At 62.3% G+C, this 25,266-nt stretch carries 17 protein-coding genes; 4 read left to right on the top strand and 13 right to left on the bottom strand.

Annotated elements, in window-relative coordinates:
- Position 1 precedes the first annotated feature (1 nt).
- Positions 2-2,026 (bottom strand): DNA helicase Rep, encoded by a 2,025-nt coding sequence (rep, locus tag ADK28_RS18635; protein ID WP_004934177.1) that lies wholly within the window; start codon positions 2,024-2,026, stop codon positions 2-4.
- Between the two features lie 109 nt (positions 2,027-2,135).
- Here rep and ppiC point away from each other — a divergent pair, with 109 nt between their 5' ends.
- Positions 2,136-2,417, top strand: a complete 282-nt coding sequence (gene ppiC, locus ADK28_RS18640) for a peptidylprolyl isomerase PpiC (RefSeq protein ID WP_004934175.1) — start codon at positions 2,136-2,138, stop codon at positions 2,415-2,417.
- A 26-nt stretch (positions 2,418-2,443) separates the two neighbouring features.
- On the opposite strand, the gene ADK28_RS18645 is transcribed toward ppiC, so the two are convergent.
- The 9 genes from ADK28_RS18645 to bcsR form a co-directional block, all read right to left on the bottom strand.
- The gene (locus ADK28_RS18645) at positions 2,444-3,946 is read right to left on the bottom strand and encodes a M16 family metallopeptidase (protein WP_033639025.1); all 1,503 of its coding nucleotides are present in this window, start codon (positions 3,944-3,946) and stop codon (positions 2,444-2,446) included.
- A gap of 260 nt (positions 3,947-4,206) precedes the next feature.
- A complete protein-coding gene (locus ADK28_RS18650) occupies positions 4,207-5,493 on the bottom strand; it encodes a dicarboxylate/amino acid:cation symporter (RefSeq protein ID WP_016929514.1) in 1,287 nt (428 codons plus the stop codon).
- 273 nt (positions 5,494-5,766) lie between these two features.
- On the bottom strand, positions 5,767-7,773 hold the full coding sequence (hmsP, locus tag ADK28_RS18655; RefSeq protein ID WP_048796353.1) for a biofilm formation regulator HmsP: 2,007 nt from the start codon (positions 7,771-7,773) through the stop codon (positions 5,767-5,769).
- Between the two features lie 230 nt (positions 7,774-8,003).
- Positions 8,004-11,477 carry a cellulose synthase complex outer membrane protein BcsC gene (gene bcsC / locus ADK28_RS18660; protein ID WP_048796354.1) on the bottom strand — a complete coding sequence of 1,158 codons (3,474 nt, stop codon included), beginning with the start codon at positions 11,475-11,477 and terminating at the stop codon, positions 8,004-8,006.
- Positions 11,459-12,571 carry a cellulose synthase complex periplasmic endoglucanase BcsZ gene (gene bcsZ / locus ADK28_RS18665; protein WP_080286903.1) on the bottom strand — a complete coding sequence of 371 codons (1,113 nt, stop codon included), beginning with the start codon at positions 12,569-12,571 and terminating at the stop codon, positions 11,459-11,461. Before bcsZ ends, bcsC begins: the two co-directional genes overlap by 19 nt.
- Positions 12,572-12,576: 5 nt before the next feature.
- Positions 12,577-14,883 (bottom strand): cellulose biosynthesis cyclic di-GMP-binding regulatory protein BcsB, encoded by a 2,307-nt coding sequence (gene bcsB, locus ADK28_RS18670; protein ID WP_048796355.1) that lies wholly within the window; start codon positions 14,881-14,883, stop codon positions 12,577-12,579.
- Between the two features lie 62 nt (positions 14,884-14,945).
- Entirely contained in the window at positions 14,946-17,549 is a 2,604-nt protein-coding gene (bcsA, locus tag ADK28_RS18675) for a UDP-forming cellulose synthase catalytic subunit (RefSeq protein WP_033639028.1), read from the bottom strand.
- Positions 17,546-18,286, bottom strand: coding sequence for a cellulose biosynthesis protein BcsQ (gene bcsQ, locus ADK28_RS18680; protein WP_028127819.1), 741 nt, complete (start codon positions 18,284-18,286; stop codon positions 17,546-17,548). The genes bcsA and bcsQ overlap by 4 nt, the downstream gene beginning before the upstream one ends.
- 3 nt (positions 18,287-18,289) lie before the next feature.
- Positions 18,290-18,481, bottom strand: a complete 192-nt coding sequence (gene bcsR, locus ADK28_RS18685) for a cellulose biosynthesis protein BcsR (RefSeq protein ID WP_048796356.1) — start codon at positions 18,479-18,481, stop codon at positions 18,290-18,292.
- 189 nt (positions 18,482-18,670) lie between these two features.
- On the opposite strand from bcsR, the gene bcsE reads away from it, so the two are divergent.
- The 3 genes from bcsE to bcsG are packed head-to-tail and all read left to right on the top strand — an operon-like array spanning position 18,671 to position 22,081.
- The gene (gene bcsE / locus ADK28_RS18690; protein WP_048796357.1) at positions 18,671-20,239 is read left to right on the top strand and encodes a cellulose biosynthesis protein BcsE; all 1,569 of its coding nucleotides are present in this window, start codon (positions 18,671-18,673) and stop codon (positions 20,237-20,239) included.
- On the top strand, positions 20,226-20,429 hold the full coding sequence (bcsF, locus tag ADK28_RS18695; protein ID WP_004934139.1) for a cellulose biosynthesis protein BcsF: 204 nt from the start codon (positions 20,226-20,228) through the stop codon (positions 20,427-20,429). The genes bcsE and bcsF overlap by 14 nt, the downstream gene beginning before the upstream one ends.
- Entirely contained in the window at positions 20,426-22,081 is a 1,656-nt protein-coding gene (gene bcsG, locus ADK28_RS18700) for a cellulose biosynthesis protein BcsG (protein ID WP_042706338.1), read from the top strand. Before bcsF ends, bcsG begins: the two co-directional genes overlap by 4 nt.
- Positions 22,082-22,379: 298 nt before the next feature.
- Here the strand turns inward: bcsG and dppF are convergent, their stop codons facing one another.
- The 3 genes from dppF to dppC are packed head-to-tail and all read right to left on the bottom strand — an operon-like array spanning position 22,380 to position 25,264.
- A complete protein-coding gene (dppF, locus tag ADK28_RS18705) occupies positions 22,380-23,369 on the bottom strand; it encodes a dipeptide ABC transporter ATP-binding subunit DppF (RefSeq protein ID WP_015376237.1) in 990 nt (329 codons plus the stop codon).
- Entirely contained in the window at positions 23,366-24,346 is a 981-nt protein-coding gene (gene dppD, locus ADK28_RS18710; RefSeq protein WP_004934132.1) for a dipeptide ABC transporter ATP-binding protein, read from the bottom strand. The genes dppF and dppD overlap by 4 nt, the downstream gene beginning before the upstream one ends.
- 15 nt (positions 24,347-24,361) lie before the next feature.
- Positions 24,362-25,264, bottom strand: a complete 903-nt coding sequence (gene dppC / locus ADK28_RS18715) for a dipeptide ABC transporter permease DppC (protein ID WP_048796358.1) — start codon at positions 25,262-25,264, stop codon at positions 24,362-24,364.
- Positions 25,265-25,266 lie beyond the last annotated feature (2 nt).

Raw genomic sequence — 25,266 nt, forward strand, 5'->3', positions numbered from 1 at the left:
TTTAATTCCCGCCTTTGGCCTTGGCCAGCTGGGCGCGAATATTGGCCAGATGGCTCTGCCCCTTCTGCATCCGCTCCTGCGGGCTCACCACTTTGCGCTCGGTTTCCCACGCCAAATCGTCCTGCGGCAGCTCCAGCAGGAACCGGCTCGGCTCCGGCCGCACCAGCTCGCCGTACTGACGGCGCTCGCGGCACAGGGTGAAAATCAGCTCTTTTTGCGCGCGGGTGATCCCCACATAGGCCAGACGCCGCTCTTCATCGACATTGTCTTCGTCGATGCTGCTCTGGTGCGGCAGCAGGCCCTCTTCCATGCCCACCAGGAACACGTAAGGGAACTCCAGCCCCTTTGAGGCGTGCAGCGTCATCAGCTGTACCTGATCCAGCTCCTCTTCACTTTCGCCGCGTTCCATCATGTCGCGTAGGGTAAAGCGCGTCACGACCTGGGTCAGCGTCATCGGCTCGTCCAGATCGTTGCCTTCCAGCATTTCCGTCATCCAACCGAACAGCGTGTTGACGTTTTTCATCCGCATTTCGGCGGCCTTCGGGCTGGTCGAGGTTTCAAACAGCCAGCTCTCATAATCCACGCCGCGGATCAGATCGCGCACCGCCGCCACCGGCTCACGCTCCGCCTGCTGGGCGATGCCGCCCAGCCAGTGGGTGAAACGCTGCAGCGATTCCAGCCCGCGCCCGGTCAGATGCTGGCTCAGCCCCAGATCGAAGCTGGCATGGAACAAACTCTTGTTGCGCTGGTTGGCCCACTCGCCAAGCTTCTGCAGCGTCGCCGGGCCGATCTCGCGCTTGGGGGTATTGACGATGCGCAGGAAGGCGCTGTCGTCTTCCGGGTTGGTCAGCACGCGCAGGTAAGCCAGCAGATCCTTGATCTCGGGGCGAGAGAAGAACGACGTGCCGCCGGAAATCTTGTACGGGATGCGGTTCTGCATCAGCATCTTTTCAAACACCCGCGACTGGTGGTTGCCGCGGTACAGGATCGCATAGTCGCCGTAATTGGTCTTTTTCACGAAGTGGTGGGCGATCAGCTCCCCCACCACCCGCTCGGCTTCGTGATCCTCATTGTTGGCGGTCACCACCTTCAGCTCTTCGCCATACCCCAGCTCGGAAAACAGCCGCTTTTCAAACACGTGCGGGTTATTGGCGATCAGAATGTTGGCCGCCTTCAGAATGCGCTCGCTGGAACGGTAGTTTTGTTCCAGCTTGATCACCTGCAGCGCCGGGAAATCTTCCTTCAGCAGCACCAGGTTCTGCGGCCGCGCGCCGCGCCAGGAGTAGATCGACTGGTCGTCGTCGCCCACCACGGTAAAGCGCGCGCGGTTGCCCACCAGCAGCTTCACCAGCTCGTACTGACTGGTGTTGGTATCCTGGTACTCATCCACCAGCAGATAGCGGATGCGCTGCTGCCAGCGTTCGCGCACCTCTTCGTTGCGTTGCAACAGCAGCGTCGGCAACAGGATCAGGTCATCGAAGTCCAGCACGTTGCACGCCCGCATATGGGCGTGGTACAGGCCGTAGCAGTGGGCGAACAGCTTGTCGCGCTCCGAGCGCGCCAGCTCCGCCGCGCGCTGGGGATCGATCAGGTCGTTTTTCCAGTTGGAGATGGTCGAAATCAGCTGCGCCACCAGCGTTTTATCGCTTTCCAGCCACTTTTCGGTCAGCTCTTTCAACAGCGCCAGCTGATCCTGGTCGTCGAACAGCGAGAAGTTGGACTTCATGCCCAGCGCCACATATTCCCGCTTGATGATTTCCAGCCCCAGGGTGTGGAAGGTGGAAATCATCAGCCCGCGCGCCTCTTTGCGCCCCAGGGTTTGCGACACGCGCTCTTTCATCTCGCGCGCGGCTTTGTTGGTAAAGGTCACGGCGGCGATGTGCCGCGCCTGATAGCCGCAATGATGGATAAGGTGGGCTATCTTGTTGGTGATAACGCGCGTCTTGCCGGAACCGGCACCGGCCAACACCAGGCAGGGCCCGGTAACGAATTCGACGGCTTGTTGTTGGCTGGGGTTTAATCGCATGGTGCTGGCTTGCTCGACTGTAAAACGTGGAAGGGAATTGTAGCAGAAAGCGCCGATGAGATTTAGCGGGTATAATCAGCGCAATTTTCGCATCGACAAAGGCAATACCATGGCAAAAACGGCGTGCGCCCTGCACATTCTGGTAGACAATGAAAAGCTGGCCAACGAGCTGCTGGCCAAGCTGAAGCGCGGCGTCAGCTTCGACACGCTGGCGCGCAAATATTCGAGCTGCCCGTCAAAACGCAACGGCGGCTCGCTGGGCGAATTCAACAAGGGCGCGATGGTGCCTGCGTTCGATAAAGCGGTGTTCAGCATCCCGCTGCTCAAACCTTACGGCCCGGTCAAAACCCAGTTCGGTTACCACATCATCAAGGTGCTGTATCGCAACTGAGGGGGCCTGAGCCCCCTGTCGCGATATTACTGCGCGCCGGCGTCCGTCGCCGGCGCAGCCACCGCGGCGTCGGCCGGTTTGGCTTCTTCCGTCACCACCGCCGGCGCCGGCATCATGATACCGTCATAAGTTTCCTGCAGCTGCTTCATGCTCATTTCCGGCTCGCCTTTCGGCTGCATCAGCACCAGCGTCGCCTCCTGAGACAGCTGCAGCTTCAGCGCCTGATTCAACGTCTCCAGCGTCAGGCTGGACAGGAATTCCTGGCGCAGTTTCTGATACAGCTCCGGCGCGATATCCACCACCCCGCTCTGCTGCGAACGCAGGCGCTGGCTCATCAGCACATCGGTGTCGGTGCGGGCGTAGGTGGCGAACAGCTTGCTCAGCTGATCGTTTTTCTGCGCCAGCAGCGCATCGAATTCCTCTTTCGACAGGCCGTTGTCACGCACGTTGGCCAGCTCGCGAGCGATAAAGCCCAGGCTGCCGTTCAGGTTGTTGTTCGGCGTATCCAGATGGATGGCGCACTGCCCGCGCTGGTACTGCACGCGGCAGTCAAAGCCCAGATGCAGGCTCTTCTGGTCGCTTTTTTCCAGCGTCTGCTGAAGATGCCAGAACAGCGCCTCGCGGGCGAGATCGCCACGCCAGTAACGGAGCAAGCTCTGCGAATCGCGGATCGGATGCCACGGCGAATCCCACATGATCGACAGCGTATCCTGTTTCACCTGCTCGCTGATCAGGCTCACAGGCTGCTGTGGCAGCGGCGTCAGGGTCGGCATCGGGGCCGGTGTTTCACGTTTGCCCTGCAACGGCGAGAACGCCTTGTTGATCTGCTCGCCCAGGCTGCGGCTGTCAACCTTGCCGACCACGAACAGCGTCATGGCGTCCGGGGTATACCACTGCTGATAGAATTTCTTCAACTGCTCGAGGTTGACCGGCCGTTTTGCCGGCTGCGCCGGATCGTGCGCCAGCAGCGTCGAGCCTTTCAGGCGGTAACGCCACCAGACATCTTGGGTATTGGGCGGGAAAGTGCCGACCGGATTGATGCTTGAATTCATCACCGCGTGCACCGTATGCTCGTCGATCGCCAGTTTGCCGGTGGTATCTGCCAGCCAGGCCAGCGCTTCTTTCAGCAGGTCGGGCCGGTTGTTCGGCAGGCTGAGGTTATACATGGTGAAATCATACGAGATGATAGCCGGCGGCAGCGGCCGCTCGTTATCCACGCTCTGCTGCCACAGGGCGCGCAGCTGCGGGGCCGTGAAGCTTTCGCTACGCGCCAACGCCAGCCGCGGCAGCAGATGGGCAAAGCCGGTCTGCTGCGAAGACTCCACCAAAGAGCCGGTATTGACGATCAACCGCAGTTCAACGCGGTCACTCGGCCGCTGCGGCGTATCGAGAATCTGCCATGAAAACCCGTTGGCCAGCGCCCCCTGCTGCCAGGCAGGGTCGGGTTGTAGTGCTTCAGCCTGCACGCTGCTACTGGCTGCAGCCAATAGCAACCCACCAACTATAAGATGAATTCTGGTGCCCTGCATGTGAACCCCTACTTAATGACTATCCAATTTCTTATGCAAATGCGTGTATTCCATTCAATGGAATCATAAAAATACGCCCTGAGTTTCACGGTGGGGCGGAAAGCAGAAAGTGTACCACCGTGTTAGACCGCGCGCCTTTGCGGATGTCACTCATTAGAGTGAAAAATAATGGATTGCGGGGTTTTTAATGCAAAAAATCGTTACGAGGCAGGGGAAGAACCTCACCGGCCGCGGATGCGGCCGGTGATTTACCGCCGATATCAGGCGGAAGGCAGCGTTTTGTCCGCGCCGGTGTTTTTGTTGTTCAGCGTGTCTTTCAGCTGTTTTTCATCCAGCTGGTTACACCATTTTGCCACCACCACGGTCGCCACCCCGTTGCCCACCAGGTTGGTCAACGCACGGGCTTCCGACATGAAGCGGTCGATGCCGAGGATCAGCGCCAGGCCGGCCAGCGGCAGGTGGCCGACGGCGGAGATGGTGGCGGCCAACACGATAAAGCCGCTGCCGGTCACGCCCGCCGCCCCTTTGGAGGAGAGCAGCAGCACCACCAGCAGGGTAATCTGATGCATGATGTCCATGTGGGTATTGGTCGCCTGCGCGATAAACACCGCGGCCATGGTCAGGTAGATAGAGGTGCCGTCCAGGTTGAAGGAGTACCCGGTCGGAATAACCAGACCCACCACCGATTTCTTGCAGCCCAGCTTCTCCATTTTATCCAGCATGCGCGGCAGCGCGGATTCGGACGACGAGGTCCCCAGCACGATCAGCAGCTCTTCTTTGATGTAGTTGACGAATTTGAAGATGCTGAAGCCGTTGGCGCGGGCGATGCTGCCCAACACCACCACCACGAACAGGATGCAGGTGATATAGAAGCACACGATCAGTTGGCCGAGTTGCACCAGGGTGCCGACACCGTATTTACCGATGGTAAACGCCATGGCGCCGAAGGCCCCCAGCGGCGCCAGGCGCATGATCATATTGATGATGCCGAAAATCACCCGCGAGAAGCTGTCGATCACGTTGTAGATCAGCTGCCCTTTGTCGCCCAGACGATGCAGGGCGAAGCCGAACAGTACCGCGAACAGCAGCACCTGAAGAATGTTGCCGCTGGCGAACGCGCCGATCACGCTGCCGGGGATGATGTCCAGCAGGAACGGGATGATGCCCTGCTGCTGCGCCTGCTCGGCGTAGACCGCTACCGCTTTGGCGTCCAGCGTGCCGGGATCGACGTTCATGCCGGCGCCCGGTTGCACCAGGTTGACGATCACCAGGCCGATAATCAGCGCGATGGTGCTGACGATTTCAAAATACAGCAGCGCGATGGCGCCGGTGCGCCCTACCGCCTTCATGCTTTCCATGCCGGCGATGCCGGTCACCACGGTGCAGAAGATCACCGGCGCGATGATCATCTTGATCAGTTTGACGAAGCCATCGCCCAGAGGTTTCATCTCGGCGCCGAGGTCAGGGTAGAAATGGCCAAGCAGGATACCCAGCGTGATCGCCGTCAGCACCTGAAAATAGAGGCTCTTAAAGATCGTTGTTTTCATATGAACATCCTATGGGGGGAAGACACGCATCAGGCAGCAGTCTAAAAATCCAGCCTGTTCATCGCTTGCGCGGAAAATAACACCCACTTAACAACATGGAAATAATTTGTTGCACCCACCGTGTGGGGTTGATGTGAATTTAAGAGCTGAAACGCGTCAGTCGGGGTGCAAAGCTGAAAATTGCGTAAGCCTTTGTTTGCACTAACGCAAAAGAGGTAGATAAAGAATGGCGATTTTCGGACGAGGAAAAGTACCGGAAAGGTATCGCGACGCTCACCGCGCCGCGCGGCAAAACTCGGCTTCGAACGCTTCGCGCGGCAGCGGCCGGGCGAACAGGAATCCCTGCCCACTGCGAATGCCGTGCTGCAGCAGCCAGTCGCGCTGTTCGGCGTTTTCCACGCCTTCGGCCATTACCGGCAACGCCAGCACTTCGGAGATCGAACTGACGATGCGCACCATCGCATCGTCGGCCGGCAGCCCCTGAATGAAACTGCGGTCGATCTTAATCAAATCGATCGGCAGGGATTTCAAGCGGTTGAGGTACTCCAGGCTGGAGTAGCCCATGCCGAAGTCGTCCAGCGCGATCGACAGCCCCAGGTCGTGCAGCTCGCGCAGCAGCGCCAGGGCGCGATCGAGATCGTCGATGCGTACCGTCTCGGTGATCTCCAGCAGCAGCTTGCGCGGATCGATCCGATACTGCGCCAGCAGGTTTTTCAGATGCGGGACGAACGCCTCGTCCTGCATCTGAATGCCGGAAACGTTAACCGCCATCGGCAGCGCAATGCCGCGTTGTTGCCAGTCCGCCAGGATGCGGCAAGACTCTTCCAGCACCCAGTTGCCGAGCGGCACGATCACGCCCAGCTCTTCCGCGAGCGGGATAACGTCGGCCGGCAGGGTATAGCTGCCGTCATACTGCTGCCAACGCAGCAGCGCTTCGGCGCCGATCACCTCGTTGGACTGCATGTCGATCTGCGGCTGCAGGAACAGCGTGAAATGCCGCTGCTCGATGCCGTGCAGGATCTCGCTCTCCTGCGTCAGCCGCTTCTGCGTGCGTTCCGTCAGGCTGGGTTCGAAGAACAGGATCTGATTTTTTCCTTCGCGGTGCGCGGACATCATCGCCGAGGTGGCGCTGCGCAGCAGCTGTTCCGCACTCTCCCCCTGATTGAGGTAGTGCGCGATGCCGATGCTGGCGTTGGGCCGCAGCGCCAGGCCTTCCAGCGTCAACGGCGCATTGATCTCCGCCATGATGCGCCGCGCCAGCTGCATGGCGTGGAACGGCCGCTCGATGCCCTTGGCCAGAATGGCGAATTCGGTATTGCTCAGCTGCGCCAACACGCCGTTTTCGTCGATGCAGCCGCGCAGCTTCTTCGCCAGCGCCAGCAGCAGCGCTTCGCGCATCGCCGGGCTCATCACGCCAGACGCTTCATGCAGCGTCTCGATGCCGATCACCAGCAGGTTAAAACGCTCGGGGCGCAGACTGGAGGCGATATGCTGTTCCAGCAACGCGTTCAGCAATGCAGGATTCGGCAGTTCGGTCACCGGGTGGCGGGTGCTCAGGCGGCTCATGTCGGCATGCGCCTTGGCCAGCGTCTGTTGATTGCGGTTGTAATTGCGCACCAGCAGGCCGAGCTCATCATCCTGGTGCAGCGCCGGCAGCATCAGTTGATGATAGGGCGCTTCGTCCTGCGAGATGTTCTCCAGCTCTTTGGCCATCGCGCGCAGCGGATGCACCATCAACCGGTTCATGCACCAGGTGATGGCCACCGACAGGATCAGCGCCAGCAGCAGGTAGGTCGACAGCATGGTCGACAATATGCTGAGGATAAACTGGTACATGCGGAACGAATCGGCCTGCAGCACCAGGTAGGCCAGCGGCTGCTGGTTGGCCGGCACCCGTTCCAGCGAATAGAGCGGCACGGATATTTGGATAGGCAGTTCAAACAGCCGGGCGATCAGCGTCGGCACCGGCCGCTCTGGCGGGAAATTGGCGTGCAGCGCCTGAAACTCGTTCGGCAAGACGATATCCGCCCGGCTGAGAATGCCGACCGGCAACAGCGTGTTCAGCACCCTTTTGGCTTCCGGCACGTCCATGCGCAGCACCGCCTCCGCCAGCGGCTGGCGCACGGAGTGGGCGATATTCTCCAGTTGCTGGGCGTAGTCATCCCTGCGCTGCTGCACAAAGTGGAATAACTGGATCACGATAAAGATGCAGATCGTAACCAGCGCCACGCCGGACACTGTCGCCATCTGCTTAATCGTTAACGAACGCCTGACCCGCAAACCTGCTCTCCGTGAAATCGGGCTGAAACAAAAAAGGGGGCTGACTCTCACCCGCCCCCTCGAACCGGGCTGAGTATACTCGATCATCGGCTGTTTTTATCTGGCTATGCCGCAGGCAAAACCAAGAAAATCGCGGGTTTCAGTCTTTTCCTAAAGCGAACAAACGCGACCCGCACACAGGGTAACAAAACTCCCCGGCGTCCGACACTCCGAATCTTTCCCCCTTCCGGCTACTTGAAGTCGGCGTAAGGCGTCAGCGGCTGCGGCGGCAAATCGAGATCCCCTTGCCAGCCGGCCAGGGAATAACGCAGATAAATCAACGCGTGGCTCGGCGTATAGTCCTTCGCCTGTTGAATGTCTATGCCGGCGCCGAGCGTCCAGTGCGAACTGAGACGGCGTTCGACGATCGCCCGCAGGGTATAACCGACGCCGCTCGAGGAGCTGCCGTCCTCGACGGCGAACTTATCGGGCAACGAATCCGGGATCAGTCCCTGCAGCGGATAGCGGCGCTGGCTGTCGGTTTTGGAATGGGACAGCGAAACCGAACCGCCCAGCTCCCACGACCAGTTCTCGGTGCGCTGACGGTAGTTGACCGGCAGCGACAGCGACAGATATTGCTGCGGGCTGTAATAGCCGCCCTGCCCCAGCGAATAGCCGCTCAAATCCTTCTGGTAGTGCCACAGCATGGTATTGAGCCCGACGCTCAGGCGGCGATTGTCTTCGTTGATCAGCTTGTAGTAGTAACCGGCCATCAACCGCTGCCGCTGGTTGTCCGCCACGTTCTTGCCGGTAATCTGATGCGCGCTGAGATCGGCCCACACGCCGTTCGCCTCGCCGCGATCGTAGCTGGCGCTCAGGCTGACGCCGGTGGCGCGCACGCCGCCCCAGGTGATGCCGGTATTCGGGTCTTTGGCGCCGCCGAACGCCAGCAGCGAGCTGGAAATCGGCCGCCGCGAGGCCGCCAGCGTCCAGCCAATGTGGTTCCAGTCGCCGCTGTAGGCCAGGCCGCCGGTCCAGTCGACCACCTCAAAGCCCATCGGCGTCGTGCCGATGTCGGCGGCCCAGCGATCGTTTTTCCAGCCGGCCGCCACGCTGGTGCCGGTGGTTTTCTGGTGTTCATCGCCGCGGCACCCTTGCGTGTTGCAGGTGCCGAAGGTTTCGTAGTACTTGCCGCTGCCGTCGGTCGAGAAGCGGCCGGCATCCAGCTGCACGGTGTCGGTACGCAAAAAGGCGCGCCCGTCATACAGCGGCATGTCCACCTGCAGCATGGTGTCGTGCGCGTTGAAGTCGGAAATGCCGCCGGTGCCGCTCGAGCGCCAGTAATCGTGATCGAGCGTGACGTTCACGTCTTGCTGTCGATACAGATCCGCGGCGTCGGAGCGGATGCCGCGTTTCAGCCAGTCGTCGCTCGGATTATTGCGCGTCAAATAGGTGTAGCCGTCATTATCCTGCGGCAGCGTCGGCGTGATGCCGCCGGCCACCATCGCCTGGCGGTAATCCTGCTGCGCCCGCTCAGGCTGTTGCTGAGCCCGTTCCAGCCGGGCGGCGTCACGATAAACAAGCGCCTTGGTCTGCCCGGCGGGCTCCGAAGCCGCCGCCGTTTTCAGCCGGCTGAAGAGCGTGTCGGCCTGCTGCGGATCGCCGACCGCGCCCCAGGCGTTGGCGACCCGCCGTTGGCTGTTGAGCGAAGCGTCTTGCGGCTGCGGTTCGGTTTTCAGCCGCTGACGCGCCGCGTCCAGATCCCCCTGCGCCACATAGGCTTCGATCTCGCCCAGCTGCGCATCCGGGTTGTTCGGTTCACGCCGTTTCACCCGCTGATAGTCGTCCAGCGCCGCCGCATACTCCCCGCGCGCCAGCGCCCAGTCGGCGAGCAGCAAATCGATGCGGGTGTCCGCCGGCTGCCGACGCAGATAGGCTTCCGCCGCCGCTTCGTCACCGGCGGCCCGCAGCCGTTCGGCATGCTCGATTACCGCCTGCATTTTCAGCCGCTGCGCCAGTTCGCGCATGTTGTCGTTCCATTGCGCCGCAGGCAGCGTATTGAGCTGCGCCAGCGCCTGCCTGTCGCGATCGCTGCCGGAAAGATAGAGCGCATAGGCGTAGGTCAGCTGCGGATTGGCATGTTGGCGCAGCGCCAGCTGCCGGAACAGAGCGTCCGCCTGCTGCGGCTGCCCGGCCTGACGCAGCGCCTGCGCATAGCGATAGGTCAGCCAGACGTCGTCGGGATCCATCGGCTGAGCGCGGCGATAGATTTCCGCCGCCTGCTGCCACTGCTGCTGTGCCGCCAGCGTCTCCGCCTGCTGCTTCAACATATCGAGCCGCAGTCCGTCGAGGGTGCTGCGCAGCTTGGCCTGTTGGCTGCGCGGCAGGCCGTTGAGGTAGGCCAGCGCTTTTTCCGGCGACTGGCGTTGATAGATATTCACCAGGCCGCGCAGCGCGCTGCCGTTGCCGGGATCGCGCCGCAACGCCTGCTGATAAAACCCTTCCGCCGCGGCGTCATCCTTGCTCGCCACCGCCACATCGCCCAGGCCGATAAACGCATCGCCGTCGCTGTCGTCGAGCTGGCGCGCCTGTTGATATTTCTGCCGAGCCAGCGCGAGATTGCCGGCCTTGAGCGCTTTGTCGCCCTCATCGATCGCCAGCCAGTAGCCGGTGCTCTTGATCAGACTCTGCCATTTGCCGCTGCCGTAGCCGCTCTTGTCGGCGGCCAGCGCCTGGCGAAACAGCTTCAGCGCCTGCGGGCGGTTGCCGGCGCGCGAGTAGGCCTGGCCGAGCGCGCCCAGCACCTCGGCGTCGTTCGGCGCCGCCGCCAGCGCCTTTTGCAACTCTGGAATGGCTGCCCGGCTGCCGCCTTTATCCACCTGCGCCAGACCGCGCACCCGCGCCTGATAAGCCGGATCGGCCAACAGCTTCTGCTGTCTGGCCAGTTCTTCGCGGGCGCGGGTCGCCTGATCGCCGGTGTCGAATACGCCGAGGAAACGGTTGAGCGCCGCTACGCTCTGCGCGCTAACCGGCATCGCTTTGACCTTGTCCAGCCACAGATCGGCGGCGTCGCCGCGCCCGGCCGGATCGGCGGCGATCTTCTGCAGCAGTTCATAGGCCTGCGCGTCCTGGTTCTGACTGAACAGCATACGCGCCAGCGACATGCGCAGCGCCACATTGCCTGAATATTGCTGATCCAGCGCCTGCAGCTGCTTTAACGCCTTCGCCTCCTGCCCCGGCAAACGCGCCACCAGCCGCCAGTATTCTACCGCCAGATCGAGCGTCGGCGGCTCGCCGTGAAACAGCGCATCGTACTGCGCCTTGGCTTCCGGCAACCGGCCGGCGGTCGCCATCAGGCGCGCCTGCTGCAGCTTTTGCCGGGTTTCCGGCTGGGTCAGCAGCATGTTCATTTGCGCCTGGCGATAGGCGCTGGACTGCGGCGCGAGGGTTTTCAGCTTGTCCAACTGCTGCTGCGCCAGCGCCATGTTGCCCTGCCGCAGCGCCAAACGCATGCGCGCGGCGATCACGTCCGGGTTGTTCGGATCCATCAGCTCGAGCCGGTACAGCGACTGGCGCACCAGATCGTCCTTGTTGCCGGCCTCGCCAATGCGCACCTGTTCCAGCAGCCACTGTTCCGGGGCCACGGCCTCCGCAGCGCGCGCCTGCGGCAGCATCGCCAGGCTCAGCGGAATCAAATTCAGCCAGTTTATTTTGAAGTTGTGCATTGGCCGTCCCACGAGGGTTGCAATTCACCCTGACGATTAAAGCGATAACGTTGTTGATCCCATCCCTGACCGAACAGGGTCAGCGAGGCGCTGAAATAGGCGTCATCACCCGGCGGATGCTCGCTGATGCGCTGCCGCTGCACCGCCAGCGCTTCAGCCTGCGTCGCCAGCATCGGCAGCATAGAAGCGGAAAAACCGACCGGGCCGTCGCCGGTAGTTTTGCCGCTGGCGGTATCGGTTTTCTCCGGCGGAACGCCCTGTTTGGCGGTGAGCTGCGCCATCGGCTGGAAGCGTTCAACCAGCGCCGCCTTGTGTTCATCGTCGTCCGCCAGCATGCCGGCCCACAGATAAACCCGAATGGCGTCGTAGCTGCCGACGTTCGGCTTGACGGTGTCCGGCTGCCAACCGGCGCCGACCCGCCACACCACCCAATCCGGCGAGAAGCCGTGCGGCGCGGTGTCCAGCCACAGTCGCTGATTGATCTCGCGCATCGCGCGCCATGGGCCGTTCAGCGCCGCAAAACGCGCCAACAGCTGCGGCGGCAGGTAGCTGGGATTCAGCCGCCAGCGATCTTCCGCCACGAACCCGACTTTGCCCGGCAGCAGCATCAGGCCCAGGCCGGGAATGTCGGCCACTTCCTCGCGGCCGATGCGTTGCAGCAGCAGAGTTCCCAGGGTTTGATAACGCCGGCTTTTCCACAGGCGGCCGGCTTCGAGCAGGTTGTAAGCGATCCACAGGTCGGCGTCCGACGCCGAGTTGGCGTCCAGCACCTTCCACTGCTTATCGTCGCTCTCTCCCCACAGCCAGGCGGGCAAGCGGGCGCTGAGATCGCCCGCCGCCAGATTGTTCTCCGTCCAGGTCAACAACAGGTCGAAGGTCGGCCGGTCGTTGGCCACCAGGGCGAAAAACAGGCCGTAACTCTGTCCCTCGGAGGTGGTGATTTTGTTCGGGCTGCTTGGGTCGATCACCCGCCCCTGCGGGCTGATGTAGAATTGCTTGTACTGTTGCCAGCCCGGCCACTCGCAGGCCGCGGCGGCGCTGAAGGCGCACAGCAGCAGCATGCCGAGCGACAGGCGTTGCAGCATCGCGTTCACCGCCGTCAATCCCGATCTTCAGGCGCCAGACGACGCCGGCTGAAGGCCTTCAGGCCGCGCCACAGCATCAGCCCCAGGATCACCACCAGCACCACCGCGATCACCGCCAGCAGTACCGGATGGGTGGAAAGGGCATACCACAGCCGCTCCCACCACGGCAGGTGGCCGACATAGTAAACATCGCCGACGCGCAAGCTGTTGACCCCCGATTCGCGGATCACCGCCACCGAGCCGAACACCGCGGCGCGCTTGCCGCTGTCCAGCAGGGCATTGTTCAGCAACTCATAGCCGCGCGGGCTGTCCGCCAGCAGCGCCACGATGCTGCGCTGATCGTTGAACGGCGATTGCACGCCGATGATCGCCGACATCGCGCCCTCGGAACTGACGGTGGTCTTGCTGTCCGGCTTGGCGTCCTCCGCCAGCAATTCCGCGCTCGGCAGCGGCGGCTGTCGCGTCGGCTGCTTCACCCAGCTTTGAGTGGCATCCACCAGCAGGCTGATTTTCTTGTCGTCGCGCAGCGCCGGCGGAATGGTGCCGACCATCAGGATATCGTCGTCACGATCCTTGGCCTGCGACCAGTCGTCGCTCAGCGTAAAGGCCAGCGCCGGGTAGCCGGTTTGCGCGCCGATCACGCCAAGCGCGTTCAGCAGCGCGCTGACCTGCGCCGGCTGCGGTTTCTGGTTCACCAACACCAGCGTTTGCGACAGATCCGCCAGGCGGCTGAACGGGAAGCCGGCGTTGGCGAAGGCGCGCAAGTCCGGCATCGCCATAAAGTGGCGATAACCGGAGAAATCGATGGTAGATGCGCCGTCGATCACCGCGTGGTTTTGCGTGAAGGAGTAGGTTTCGCAGCGCCCTTCCGCGCCGCTGGCCAGCAGCGTGGTGTAGTCAAAGTCAAAGCGCAGCTGGTTGGTGGCGCCCAGCCGCAGCGCCGGGATACTGACGTTCTTGTCGGAGTCGAGCAGCCCCTGCGTCAACGGCAGGCGCAGCAGCTGCGCGCCCTGCTCGTGTTCCGGCACCAGCGAGTAAGCCTGCACGAACTGGTTGTTCAGGCTGACGCTCAGCCGCGAACCATCCTGAATGCGCGGCGCGGTATAGCGGTATTTCAGGTGCATATCGATACCGGTGCTGCGGATCAGGAACAGGTCCGGCGGCAGGTTCATGGTCAGCGAAATCGGGCCGGGCTCGATGCCGCTGGTTTGCAGCTGTTCGGCATATTGCTGCAGCTCGGCGAAGGTCATCGGCCGATCGGTGCGCACCCAGTTCGGCGCATCGTAAGGCTGGCGCGGCGCGAGCTGTTCCACCTTGTCCACCGTCACGTTCTGGCCGCGGAACAGGATGTTACCCTGCGCGATGCCTTTCACCGCGGTGATCAAATCGTTGTCGTCACGCCCCTGAATCAACAGCAGTTTGACGTACGGATTGTCGGGGTGGCTGATCATCTCCACCGTCGGGCCGTTGACCGCCGGATAATCGCGCAGGAAATCCGGACGCTGCGAGTTGGTGGCGAACACCACCGCGTGCTGCGTCGGCAGCGCATTGTACAGCGTCGGGAAGGATTGCCCGCGCCACTGCGCCTTGCTGCCGAACCACGAGGCCAGAATGCCCGCCGCGCGCTGCTGGGCGAGATCAGGCTGGCCGGCGAATACCATCGGCAGCGTCAGCGGCCGATTATCGCGGCTGTCGAAGAACGGCTCAGGGAAGTGCGACAGCTCGTTTTTCACCGGCAGCGTCTGGAAACGCAGCTTCAGCGCGCTGGACTTGCTGACGTCGAGCCACAGCGAAGTGCTGGCCGGGTTTTCGCAGATGTTCTGATAATGGCCGACAAACACCAGCCTGACGCGGTTAAAATCGGTGATATAGCGCGGATCGATCGCCATTTGGATGCGATTGGGCTTGCCCAGCTGCTCTTTGGCGAGGGTGGTCACGCCCATCAGTTCGTCGTTCAGATAGACCTTGACGTGCGACTCCACCGGGATCAGCGCCGGCGACGGCGTAAACTCCATATCGAGCATCGCCTGCGAGACCACCTCATCGCTGCGCACGCCGAATTCGATCTGTCCGTCCGGCCGGGTGCCGCGCAGAACAAAGGTGCCCGGCGGCGGCGCTATCTGCGCAAACGGCAGCGATACGTCGCGCACCGGCGCATTCGGATCCTGCGGCGCGGCGGCCGGCGGTGGCGCGGTCGCCGTATCGGCCGCCGCGGCGATCGGCGGCTGAGCCGCCACGGTCGGCGCAGTGGCGGTTTCGGCCTGCGACAGGGTACTGATGCCTAAGGCCAGAGCAGTTAACCAGGTTATTTTTCGCGTCATCGTATCATCATCAATGTTGGAGCCTGTTCACCGGGCGAGTGAGCGGGCGGTTGAACTCGCAGCTAACCCACTGTTTCTTGTTGATCCAAGGTCGGATCCCTGCCGACGCCGCGCGGAATAAACGACACGACCCAGGCGGTCAGCGACGTGACCCCGACCAGCAGACCGCGCACCAGCGGCGGCGCGTAATCCGCCATGCGCACATAGCCCCGGAAGCCCAACGCCAGCACGTCGCGCAGGCTTTCGATCGGCCGGTCTTCAGGGAACCCGTCCTGCCACAGCGCCCAGGTATCGGCGCGGGCGAAGGTGCACTGAATGAAATCGATGTGTTCACGGGTGGAGAGACTGACCAGACGCACCCCCACCTTGTTGCCGAAGGCGCGCGTCACCACACAGGGGAAGCTGTACTCCTGCTGGCCGCGCTTGAGCAGCAGCGAGGCCTTGTCGCCGTCTTTCAACGCGTTTTCCACTCGCATCTCAATGCCCACGCCGCCGTCGGAGTAATCGCGCAGCGTGCAGGGGTAGAGGTGGCCATCGGCACGCGCGATTGCCGCCGGCATGGCGATCTCCACGCGGTGCGCCTGACGCACCTGCTTGGCCTCCACCGCCACCGCCACCGCGCCGCCGAGAATGGTCATGTTGTACAGCACCCACACCAGGCTGATGATCACCGTCATCACCTCGTCCGTCGGGCCATAGGCCAGCCGCCAGGCGCCGAACGCCAGCCCGGCCAGGTTCAGGACCACCAGGAACATGTAAGGCCGGGTGATCACCCAGTCGACATGCTCCTCCTCCACCAGCCCGCCCTTGGCGGTCACGTTGAATTTGCCCTTGTGCGGATTGAACAGCGCCACCGTCGTCGGCCGCGCGATATACCAGGCCAGCACCGTTTCATAGATTTCGCTCCAGAACGAATGGCGGTATTTCCCCTGGATGCGCGAGTTGGTCAGGCTGGCGTGGATCATGTGCGGCAGCACATAAAGCGCGATCGCCAGCGCCGGCGCGAAGATGATGTAGGCATGCAGCAGTAAAAACGCCAGCGGCGCGGTGAGGAAGATCAGCCGCGGAATGCCCGACAGAAAGTGCAGCATGGCGTTGGCGTAGCACAGGCGCTGCGCCAGTTTCAGCCCCTTGCCCAGCAGCGGGTTGTCGAGCCGGAAGATCTGCACCATGCCGCGCGCCCAGCGAATGCGCTGGCCGATGTGCGCCGACAGGCTTTCGGTCGCCAGCCCGGCGGCCTGCGGAATGCGGATATAGGCCGAGGTGTGTCCGCGCCGGTGCAAGCGCAGCGAGGTGTGGGCGTCTTCGGTGACGGTTTCCACCGCGATGCCGCCGATCTCATCCAGCGCGCTGCGGCGCAGGATGGCGCAAGAGCCGCAGAAGAAGGTCGCGTCCCACATGTCGTTGCCGTCCTGCACCAGCCCGTAGAACAAGGTGCCCTCGTTGGGCGTCTGGCGGAAGCGGCCGAGGTTGCGCTCGAACGGATCCGGCGAGAAAAAGTGGTGCGGGGTCTGCAGCATCGCCAGCTTTTTGTCTTTGAAGAACCAGCCCATGGTCAGTTGCAGGAAGGAGCGCGTCGGCACGTGGTCGCAGTCGAAAATCGCCACGAACTCGCCGGTGGCCTGCTTCAGCGCATTGTTGATGTTGCCGGCCTTGGCGTGTTCGTGGGTCGGCCTGGCGATGTATTTCACTCCCACTTCGGCGGCGAACGCCCGGAATTCGGGGCGATTGCCGTCGTCGAGGATATAGATGTTCACTTTCTCTTTCGGCCAGTCGATGCCCAACGCCGCATAGATGGTGGGCTTCACCACCCCGAGATCTTCGTTGTAGGTCGGCACCATCAGATCGATGGTCGGCCAGGTGGCGCTGTCAGCGGGCAACGGCACCGGCTGGCGGTTAAGCGGCCAGACGGTCTGGAAATAGCCCAGCACCAGCACCACCCAGGCGTAGGTTTCCGCCACCAGCAGCAACAGGCCGCACACCAGGCTGAGCGGGTCGTCCCAGTTCAGCGTGGCGGTATAACGCCACCACAGGTAACGACAGGAAACGGTCAGCGACAGCACGATCAGCATCAGCGCAGGCAAACGCCCCGGCACCCGGCGCACCACCATCGCGATCCCCCACAGCAGCACGACGAACACGAACTGCGCCGACAGATCGAACGGTTGCGAGATGCACAGCATGGCGAGGATCGCCGCCAACACGCCGACCAGAATAAACAGCGCGCGTCGCATGCCGCGGTTCATGCGGCCGAGGCGCTCTACCGAACGCTGTTCCACGCCGGCGTTTTTCAGCCGTTGCGGCAGGCTCTGCAGCCAATCGGCGTAGCGCTGCTGCAGCCGCCGCCACCCGGCGAAATAGTCGCGCGGCACCGGCGCGCGGCCGCTGCGAAACAGCAGCAGCCACAGACCCTGCAGCAGATAGCGCAGCGCATCCGCCGGGCGCGGGCGTTCGGCGGACAGATGCGGGAACCAGTAAGCGCGGCCGACGCGCACACGCTGCCAGGCCGGTGACTCGAAGCGCAGCAGCATCCACCCCAGCGCCACCAGTAGCGTGGCGAAAAAGGCGGTCAGCGCCGACGCGCCGTTGCGGCGATAGACGCGGTAGCGCGCCTGCACCGCCTGACGCACCGGCGGCACCAGCAGCAGGCTCAGCACCCGGCTCATGGCGCAACGCCCCGTTTGAGGTTGATCAGGCACCAGTTGGCCAGCGTCAGCACTTCATCCGCCGCCAGGCTCTCGGGGCGATACTCGCCCAACGGCTGTTTGACCGCCAGCGCTTCCGCCAACGCTTCGTCGCGGTGGATCACCACCGGCAGCAGGCCGCTCAGGGTTTGCAGCCACAGCTGATGCAGATCCTGCTGCAGCTGGCTGGCGGAGGAGTAGTGATTGACCAGGAAACGGCAGTCATTCGGCAGCGTCTGTTGATGGAGCCGCACCTGACAGTTGGCGTCGGGGTTCAACAGCACGAACACGCTGTCGGCAAGCTGCAGCGCCTGCTGCGCCAACACGCCGTCCCCGACCGGGACATCCAGCAGGATCCAGCGCTGCGGATCGCCGGCGATCAGTTGGCGCAGGTTGTCGCGCCAGCGTTCCGGCTGTTGACGACACTGGCGCTGCACTTCCAGCCTTTCCGCCCCATTCAGGCGGCCAAAAGGCAGAAAGTCGAGGTTTTCACAATAACGCAGCGCACCTTCCTGCCAAGCGCCGCCATCCTGCTCTGCGCGGGCCCAGCCGCGCGCCAGCTCGAACGGTGTGTTGAAATGCAAGCGCAGCAGATTATCCGGCGTGAAGTCGATCGCCAGCACCGACTCGCCCAGTTGCTGCAACGCCCAGGCGAGCGCCGCCGTGACCGAGGTCGTCCCCATTCCACCCCGCAACCCTTGCAGCGCGAGCACCGGCATAGATCAGTGGCTCCCCGTGGTCTGCGCCAATTCGGCCAACAGTGGCCAGCGCGTCATCATTTGCGTTAACCGCTCCTGCCGTGAAATATCGACATAGCGTAATTTCGGCAATGAAAAAGCCTGGCTGAGCGCCTGCAGGTCATCCTGGCTCTCCCCAGGCGCCGCTGCACGAAAATGGGTGGATGCGTTATTCATTCTTCCGCCTTGGCGAAAATAGGCTATGTTAATTAACTATAGCAACGATACAAAAAGAGACAGGCAATAAGATGATTCTCAACAAATATTGTTGAAGAGCGTCGGAGATTTATTATTGCCAGCGTAAAAATGGCTATCTTTAAATATAAACGCCTTTAGTCGGCTTTCAACGAAAGTAGAACACATCCTATGGCGCACTCTTTTTCTCTAGGCATTCGGCAGATTTGGGAAGAGCTGTCGGTGATGCAGGCCCCCGGGCTTTATTGGATCAATATCGACAGGCAAAGCGACGCCGCGCTGCTGTGTCGCCAGGCCATCGCCGCTCAACCGGCCACCCACAAAGTCGCCCTGATCTGCAGCGGAGACAAGCCCGAGCGCCTGCTGGCCGAGCTGGCTGCGCCCGCGTTGCAGAAGCTGCCGCTGTATCAATTACCGGAGAAAAAAGCTGCGCTGACACAGTTGAGCGACGATCTGATGCGCGCCCTGAGGCCGCAAAATCGCTTACTTATCCTGCTGGCCCACGCCAGCCTGTGGCAAACCTTCACCACCGAAGAGCTGCGCGAGTGGACGCGCACCCTCGCCGCCTGGCTGCGGCGGCAGGGCTGTACGCTGTTGATCCTCAGCCACGGCGGTGGCATCAATAAGCTCAAAGGGCAGCTCAGCGCACAGCACCGCATCCTGAACGGCCTGTCCAGCCTGCAATGGCAGCAGGACAGCGCGCAATACCTGGTGAACTGGTGGAGCACCGAAAACGGCATCAACGCCAATCAGCTGCTGACCTTGTATGCGGCGGAAGGTGGCTGGCAGGGCGAGGATGAAAATAGCCAACCCTCCCCCACCGCCTTGCGCAGCGACGAAAGCCAGTATCTGGCCGAGCGCAGCATCCTCGAAGGCGCGCCGCCGCTGTCCGCCAACTGGCAGCTGCTGGAGAGCAACGATGAACTGGCGCAGCACGGCATGCTGAGACTCTCGGCGACGTTGATTTTCGCGTTGTATCAAAGCGACCAAATCGATCATCTGGCGCACCAGATCCACACCCTGCGCCGCAGCCGCGGCAACGGCCTGAAAATCGCGGTGCGCGAGATGAGCGCCAGCCTGCGCTACAGCGACGAACGGCTGCTGCTGGCCTGCGGCGCCAACCTGATCGTGCCGCACGTCGCGCCGCTGTCGCGTTTTCTGACCATGCTCGAGGGCATCCAGGGGCAACGCTTCTCACGGCATGTGCCCGCCGACATCGATGCGCTGCTGGCCGGGCTGCGTCCGCTGCAGCTCAAAGGCTACATGCGGCCGGAAGCGTTCAGCCAGGCGGTGCTTTCGCTGATGGGCAACACGCTGCTGCCCGAGGATGGCAAAGGCGTGATGGTGGCGCTGCGCCCGGCCACCGGTCTGCGCGCCGAACAGGCGATGACCCTGTGCCACCTGCGGCGGTTCGGCGACGTGATGACCGTGGTGCAAGGGCGGCTGGTGCTGTTCCTTTCCACCTGCCGCATCAACGATCTGGATACCGCGCTGAAGTTCATCTTCCGCCTGCCGGTGGATGAAGCCTTCAGCAACCGGGTGGTGTGGCACCAGGACGTCGATATCATTTCGGAAATCAAACGCATGGCCCAGGGACGCTGGCAGATTTCGGCCACCGGCCCCGCGGGCGCCGCGCCGCGCCCTCGCGTGGCGGCGGCCGAGGTGCCCGCGGAACGGCGGCAGCCGGTCGCCCTCACGCTGCCGCTTGGCCCGCAGGAGGAACCGCATGCTGAACCTTAACGACATCGTGCAACTGATCCTGCTGTGCGCGCTGATCTTCATTCCGCTGGGCTACGCCTTTCACCGGCGTTTTCCGCATTTGCGTCAATACTGGCAAAACCTGTTGTTATCGCCGCGCTATTTGAAATCCGCCGGTTTATGGGTGCGCACAGGCTCCTCCTCCCAGATTAAACGTAAGAAGCAGCCATGACTCGAAACTCGAATACGCAATCCGATAACGCTCTGTGGCGCTACTGGCGCGGGCTGGGTGGCTGGAACCTCTACTTTCTGGCTAAATTCGCCCTGCTGTGGTTCGGCTACCTGAATTTCCACGCGCTGCCGAACCTGGTGTTCATGGCGTTTCTGCTGATGCCGATCCCTTCGCAACGCCTGCATCGCTGGCGCCATTACCTCGCCATCCCGATCGGCATCGCCTTGTTCTACCACGACACCTGGCTGCCGGGCATCAACAGCATCCTCAGCCAGGGCTCACAGCTGGCCGGCTTCAGCGCCCAGTATCTGCTGGAGCTGATCAACCGCTTTATCAACTGGCAGATGATCGGCGCGGCCTTCGTGCTGTTTATCGCCTACCTGTTCGTCGCACAGTGGGTGCGCGTCACGGTGTTCACCGTGGCGGCGCTGGCGTGGCTCAATATCGTCAACATCGCCGGGCCGGCGGTTTCACTGCTGCCCGCCGCTTCCACGGCGGCCGCCGGCGGCGCCAATACCCCGGCCACATCAGCGCCGGCGGCGGGGGACGCGGCGCCGGCAGACAGCCTGCCGCCGACCAGCGCCAACCTGACGGCCTACCTGAACCAGTTCTACGAGCGGGAAAAAGGCCGCGCCACCGCATTCCCGGCCGCCTTGCCCGCCGACGCCCAGCCGTTCGATCTGCTGGTGATCAACATCTGTTCGCTGGCCTGGGCCGATATGGACGCGGTCAACCTGCAGAATCATCCGCTGTGGTCGAAAATGGACATCATGTTCGACAACTTCAACTCGGCCACCGCCTACAGCGGCCCGGCGGCCATCCGCCTGCTGCGCGCCAGCTGCGGCCAGCTTTCGCATCACGATCTGTATCAGCCGGTGAACCAGCAGTGTTACCTGTTCGACAACCTGGCGAAGCTCGGCTTCAAGGAACAGCTGATGCTCGATCACTCCGGGGTGTTCGGCAACTTCCTGAAAGAACTGCGTGAACAGGGCGGCATGCAGGCGCCGCTGATGTCGCAGGCCGGCGTCGGCAACGAGCTGACGTCGTTCGACGGTGAGCCGATTTATAACGATCTCGAATTGCTGACCCGCTGGCTGGATCAGCAGCAAAAAGGCGGTGACGGCCGCACCGCCACCTTCTTCAACGTCATCCCGCTGCACGACGGCAACCGCTTCGTCGGCTCCAACAAAAGCGCCGACTACCAGCCGCGCGCGCAGAAGCTGTTCGATCAGTTGAACACTTTCCTCGATCAGCTGGAGAAATCCGGCCGCAAAGTGGTGGTGGTGATCGTGCCGGAACACGGCGCGGCGTTGGTGGGCGACAAGATGCAGATGTCCGGCCTGCGCGACATCCCGAGCCCGAACATCACCCATACGCCGGTCGGCATCAAACTGGTGGGCATGAAGGCGCCGCATCAGGGCGGCCCGCTGCAAATCAAAACGCCGAGCAGCTATCTGGCGCTGTCTGAACTGGTGTCGCGCCTGGTGGACGGCAAGGTCTTCAGCGAATCCAGCGTCGATTGGCAGACACTGACGCAGGGGCTGCCGCAGACCCCGGTCATCTCTGAAAACGACAACGCCATCGTGATGCAATATCAGGGGAAACCTTACATTCGTCTGAACGGCGGCGATTGGGTGCCTTATCCGCAATAAGCGCGGCCTCATCAACCTAAAGCGCGCCGCCGGCGCGCTTTTTTATTAGGGCTTTTATAATAGATATAGCGAAGCTTATCGGCCAACCTCACGTTATTAATAACAATTCGTTAAATTCAATTATTCGACAACCATTAACATACGAAGATTCTTAGAAAAATAACTCTTATAAGCATTTAATTAGGGAGGTAATTAAAATGGCGGACTGTGGTAGTTTTCTAATTATTAACCCTTTGATTGAGTAATAAAAAACGCCGGCGTGATGCCGGCGTGAATTTAAGCGATGACGTTCGACGCTTTACGCCCCCGGATGTTCGTCCTGATCGACCGCAAAGCAGGCCACCATCTGCTCACCGTACTGTTTGAGCTGCGGCTGCAGCTGCACGCAGGTGCCGAAAGCGCGGCGGCAGCGGGCATTGAACGCACAGCCCGGCGGCGGATTCATCGGGCTGGGCAGTTCGCCGGTCAGCTTGATACGCTCGCGGCGCATATCCGGGTTCAACCGCGGCGTCGCCGACAGCAGCGCCTGGGTGTACGGATGACGCGGGTTGTTGAAGATCGCCTCTTTGCTGCCCTTTTCCACGCAGCGGCCGAGGTACATCACCATCACCTCGTCGGCGATGTGTTCCACCACCGACAGATCGTGCGAGATGAACACATAGGACAGCCCCAGCTCCTGCTGCAGATCCATCATCAGGTTCAGCACCTGAGCGCGCACCGACACGTCCAATGCCGACACCGGTTCATCGGCGATCACCACGTCCGGATTCAACATCAGCCCGCGGGCGATGGCGATACGCTGGCGCTGGCCGCCGGAGAACATGTGCGGGTAGCGGTCGTAATGCTCGGTCTTCAGGCCGACCTTCGCCATCATCTCCAGCGCTTTTTCCCGCCGTTCGGCGGCGCTGAGAGACGTGTTGATCAACAGCGGCTCCTCGAGGATCTGCCCGACCTTCTTGCGGGGGTTGAGCGATCCGTAAGGATTCTGGAACACGATTTGGATCTTCTGCCGCCGCAGCTTCTCGGCCGAGACGTCCGGCTTCAGCAGATCCTGCCCCTGGTAATACAACTCGCCGCCGGTCGGCACTTCAATCATCGTCAGCAGGCGGCCGAGCGTTGATTTGCCGCAGCCCGACTCACCGACCACCGCCAGCGTTTTGCCGCGCTCCAGGGTGAAGGACACGCCGTCGAGCGCCTTGACCAGCCGCTCCGGCGCGAACAGGCCCTTTTTCACCGGGTAATGCTTCTTCAGGTCAATCGCCTGCAGTAAAGGTTGATTCTGGCTCATACGGTCGGCCTCCCCGCATCATCCAGCGGTGTGTGACATTTAACCTGACGGCCGGGAATGCTGCGCAGTTCCGGCTCCTCGTTACGGCAGCGTTCGTTGGCGTACGGACAACGCGGGTTGAGCAGGCAACCGGTCGGGCGATCGTATTTGCCCGGCACCACGCCCGGCAGCGAAGCCAGCCGCGCCTTGTCGGCGGCGAACTCCGGCAGCGCGCGCAGCAGCGCCTGAGTGTACGGGTGGCGCGGCGCGCGGAAAATCTCCGCCGCCTTGCCGGATTCCACCACCTGGCCGGCGTACATCACGATGATGTGATGCGCCGCTTCCGCCACCAGCGCCAGATCGTGAGTGATCAGCAGCAGCGCCATGTTTTCGCGCTGTTGCAGGTCCAGCAGCAGTTCGATGATCTGCGCCTGGATAGTCACGTCGAGCGCGGTCGTCGGCTCGTCGGCGATCAGCAGCTTCGGCCGACAGGCGATGGCCATGGCGATCATCACGCGCTGGCTCATGCCGCCGGAAAGCTGGTGCGGGTATACGTCCAGCCGCGAAGCCGGATCGGGGATGCCCACCTGGGTCAGCAGGTCGATAGCGCGCTGGCGGCGAGTGCGGCGATTGCCGCCCTGATGCACCTTCAGCGCCTCCATGATTTGGTAACCGACGGTATAGCACGGGTTCAGGCTGGTCATCGGATCCTGGAAGATCATCGCCACTTCGGAGCCCACCAGCTGGCGGCGCTCTTTTTCGGAGATCTTGCGCAGATCCTGGCCGTTGAACTCCAGCTTGTCGGCCATCACCTTGCCGGGGAAATCGATCAGGCCCATGATCGCCAGCGAGCTGACGGATTTGCCGGAGCCGGATTCACCGACGATGCCGACCACCTGACCTTGCTCCACGCTGTAACTGATGCGGTCTACCGCGCGGAACGGGGTGCCTTCGTCACCGAAGTGCACCGAAAGCTTGTCTACATTCAATAACGCCATCTCTCTCGTCCTCTGTTACTGCTTGAGTTTGGGGTCGAGAGCGTCACGCAAACCGTCCCCCATCAGGTTGAATGCCAGCACCGTCAGCAGGATCGCCACGCCGGGGAAGGTCACCACCCACCAGGCGCTTTGCGCGAACTGCAGCACGTCGGAGAGCATGGTGCCCCACTCCGGCGTCGGCGGCTGCGCGCCCGTGCCCAGAAAGCCGAGAGCGGCCATATCCAGAATGGCGTTCGAGAAACCGAGAGAAGCCTGCACGATCAAAGGCGCCAGGCAGTTAGGCAGAATATTGACGAACATCTGGCGCAGCGCGCCGGCGCCCGCCACCCGTGAAGCGGTGACGTAGTCGCGGTTGACCTCCACCAGCACCGCCGCGCGCGTCAGACGCACATAGTGCGGCAGGGCGACGAAGGTCAGCGCCAGCGAGGCGTTGACGATCGACGGCCCGAATACCGCCACCAGCACCAGCGCCAGCAACAGGCTCGGCAGAGCCAGCATGATGTCGACGACGCGCATGATAATCGCGTCCACCACGCCGCCGAAATAACCGGCCAGCAGGCCGAATATCACGCCCATGATCAGCGACAGCACCACCACCAGGCAGCCGACCAACAGCGACAGCCGTGCGCCGTACATCAGGCGCGACAGCACGTCGCGGCCCACGTCGTCGGTGCCGAGGATATATTGCCAACTGCCGCCTTCTTGCCACACCGGCGGCTTGAGCAGCGCGTCGCGGAACTGATCCGCCGGCGCATGCGGCGCCAGCACGCCGGCGCCGAGCGCTATCACCAGCATCAGAACGATATACACCAGGCCGACCACGGCCCCTTTATTGCGCTTGAAATAGTGCCAAAACTCCTGAAACGGGGTCATCGGCTTCGGCGCACCTTTAACTGCAGACTCAGTGATTTGAGACATGA

Source organism: Serratia sp. 506_PEND (assembly GCF_001076875.1).
In the GTDB taxonomy this organism is placed as follows: Bacteria; Pseudomonadota; Gammaproteobacteria; order Enterobacterales; family Enterobacteriaceae; genus Serratia; species Serratia marcescens.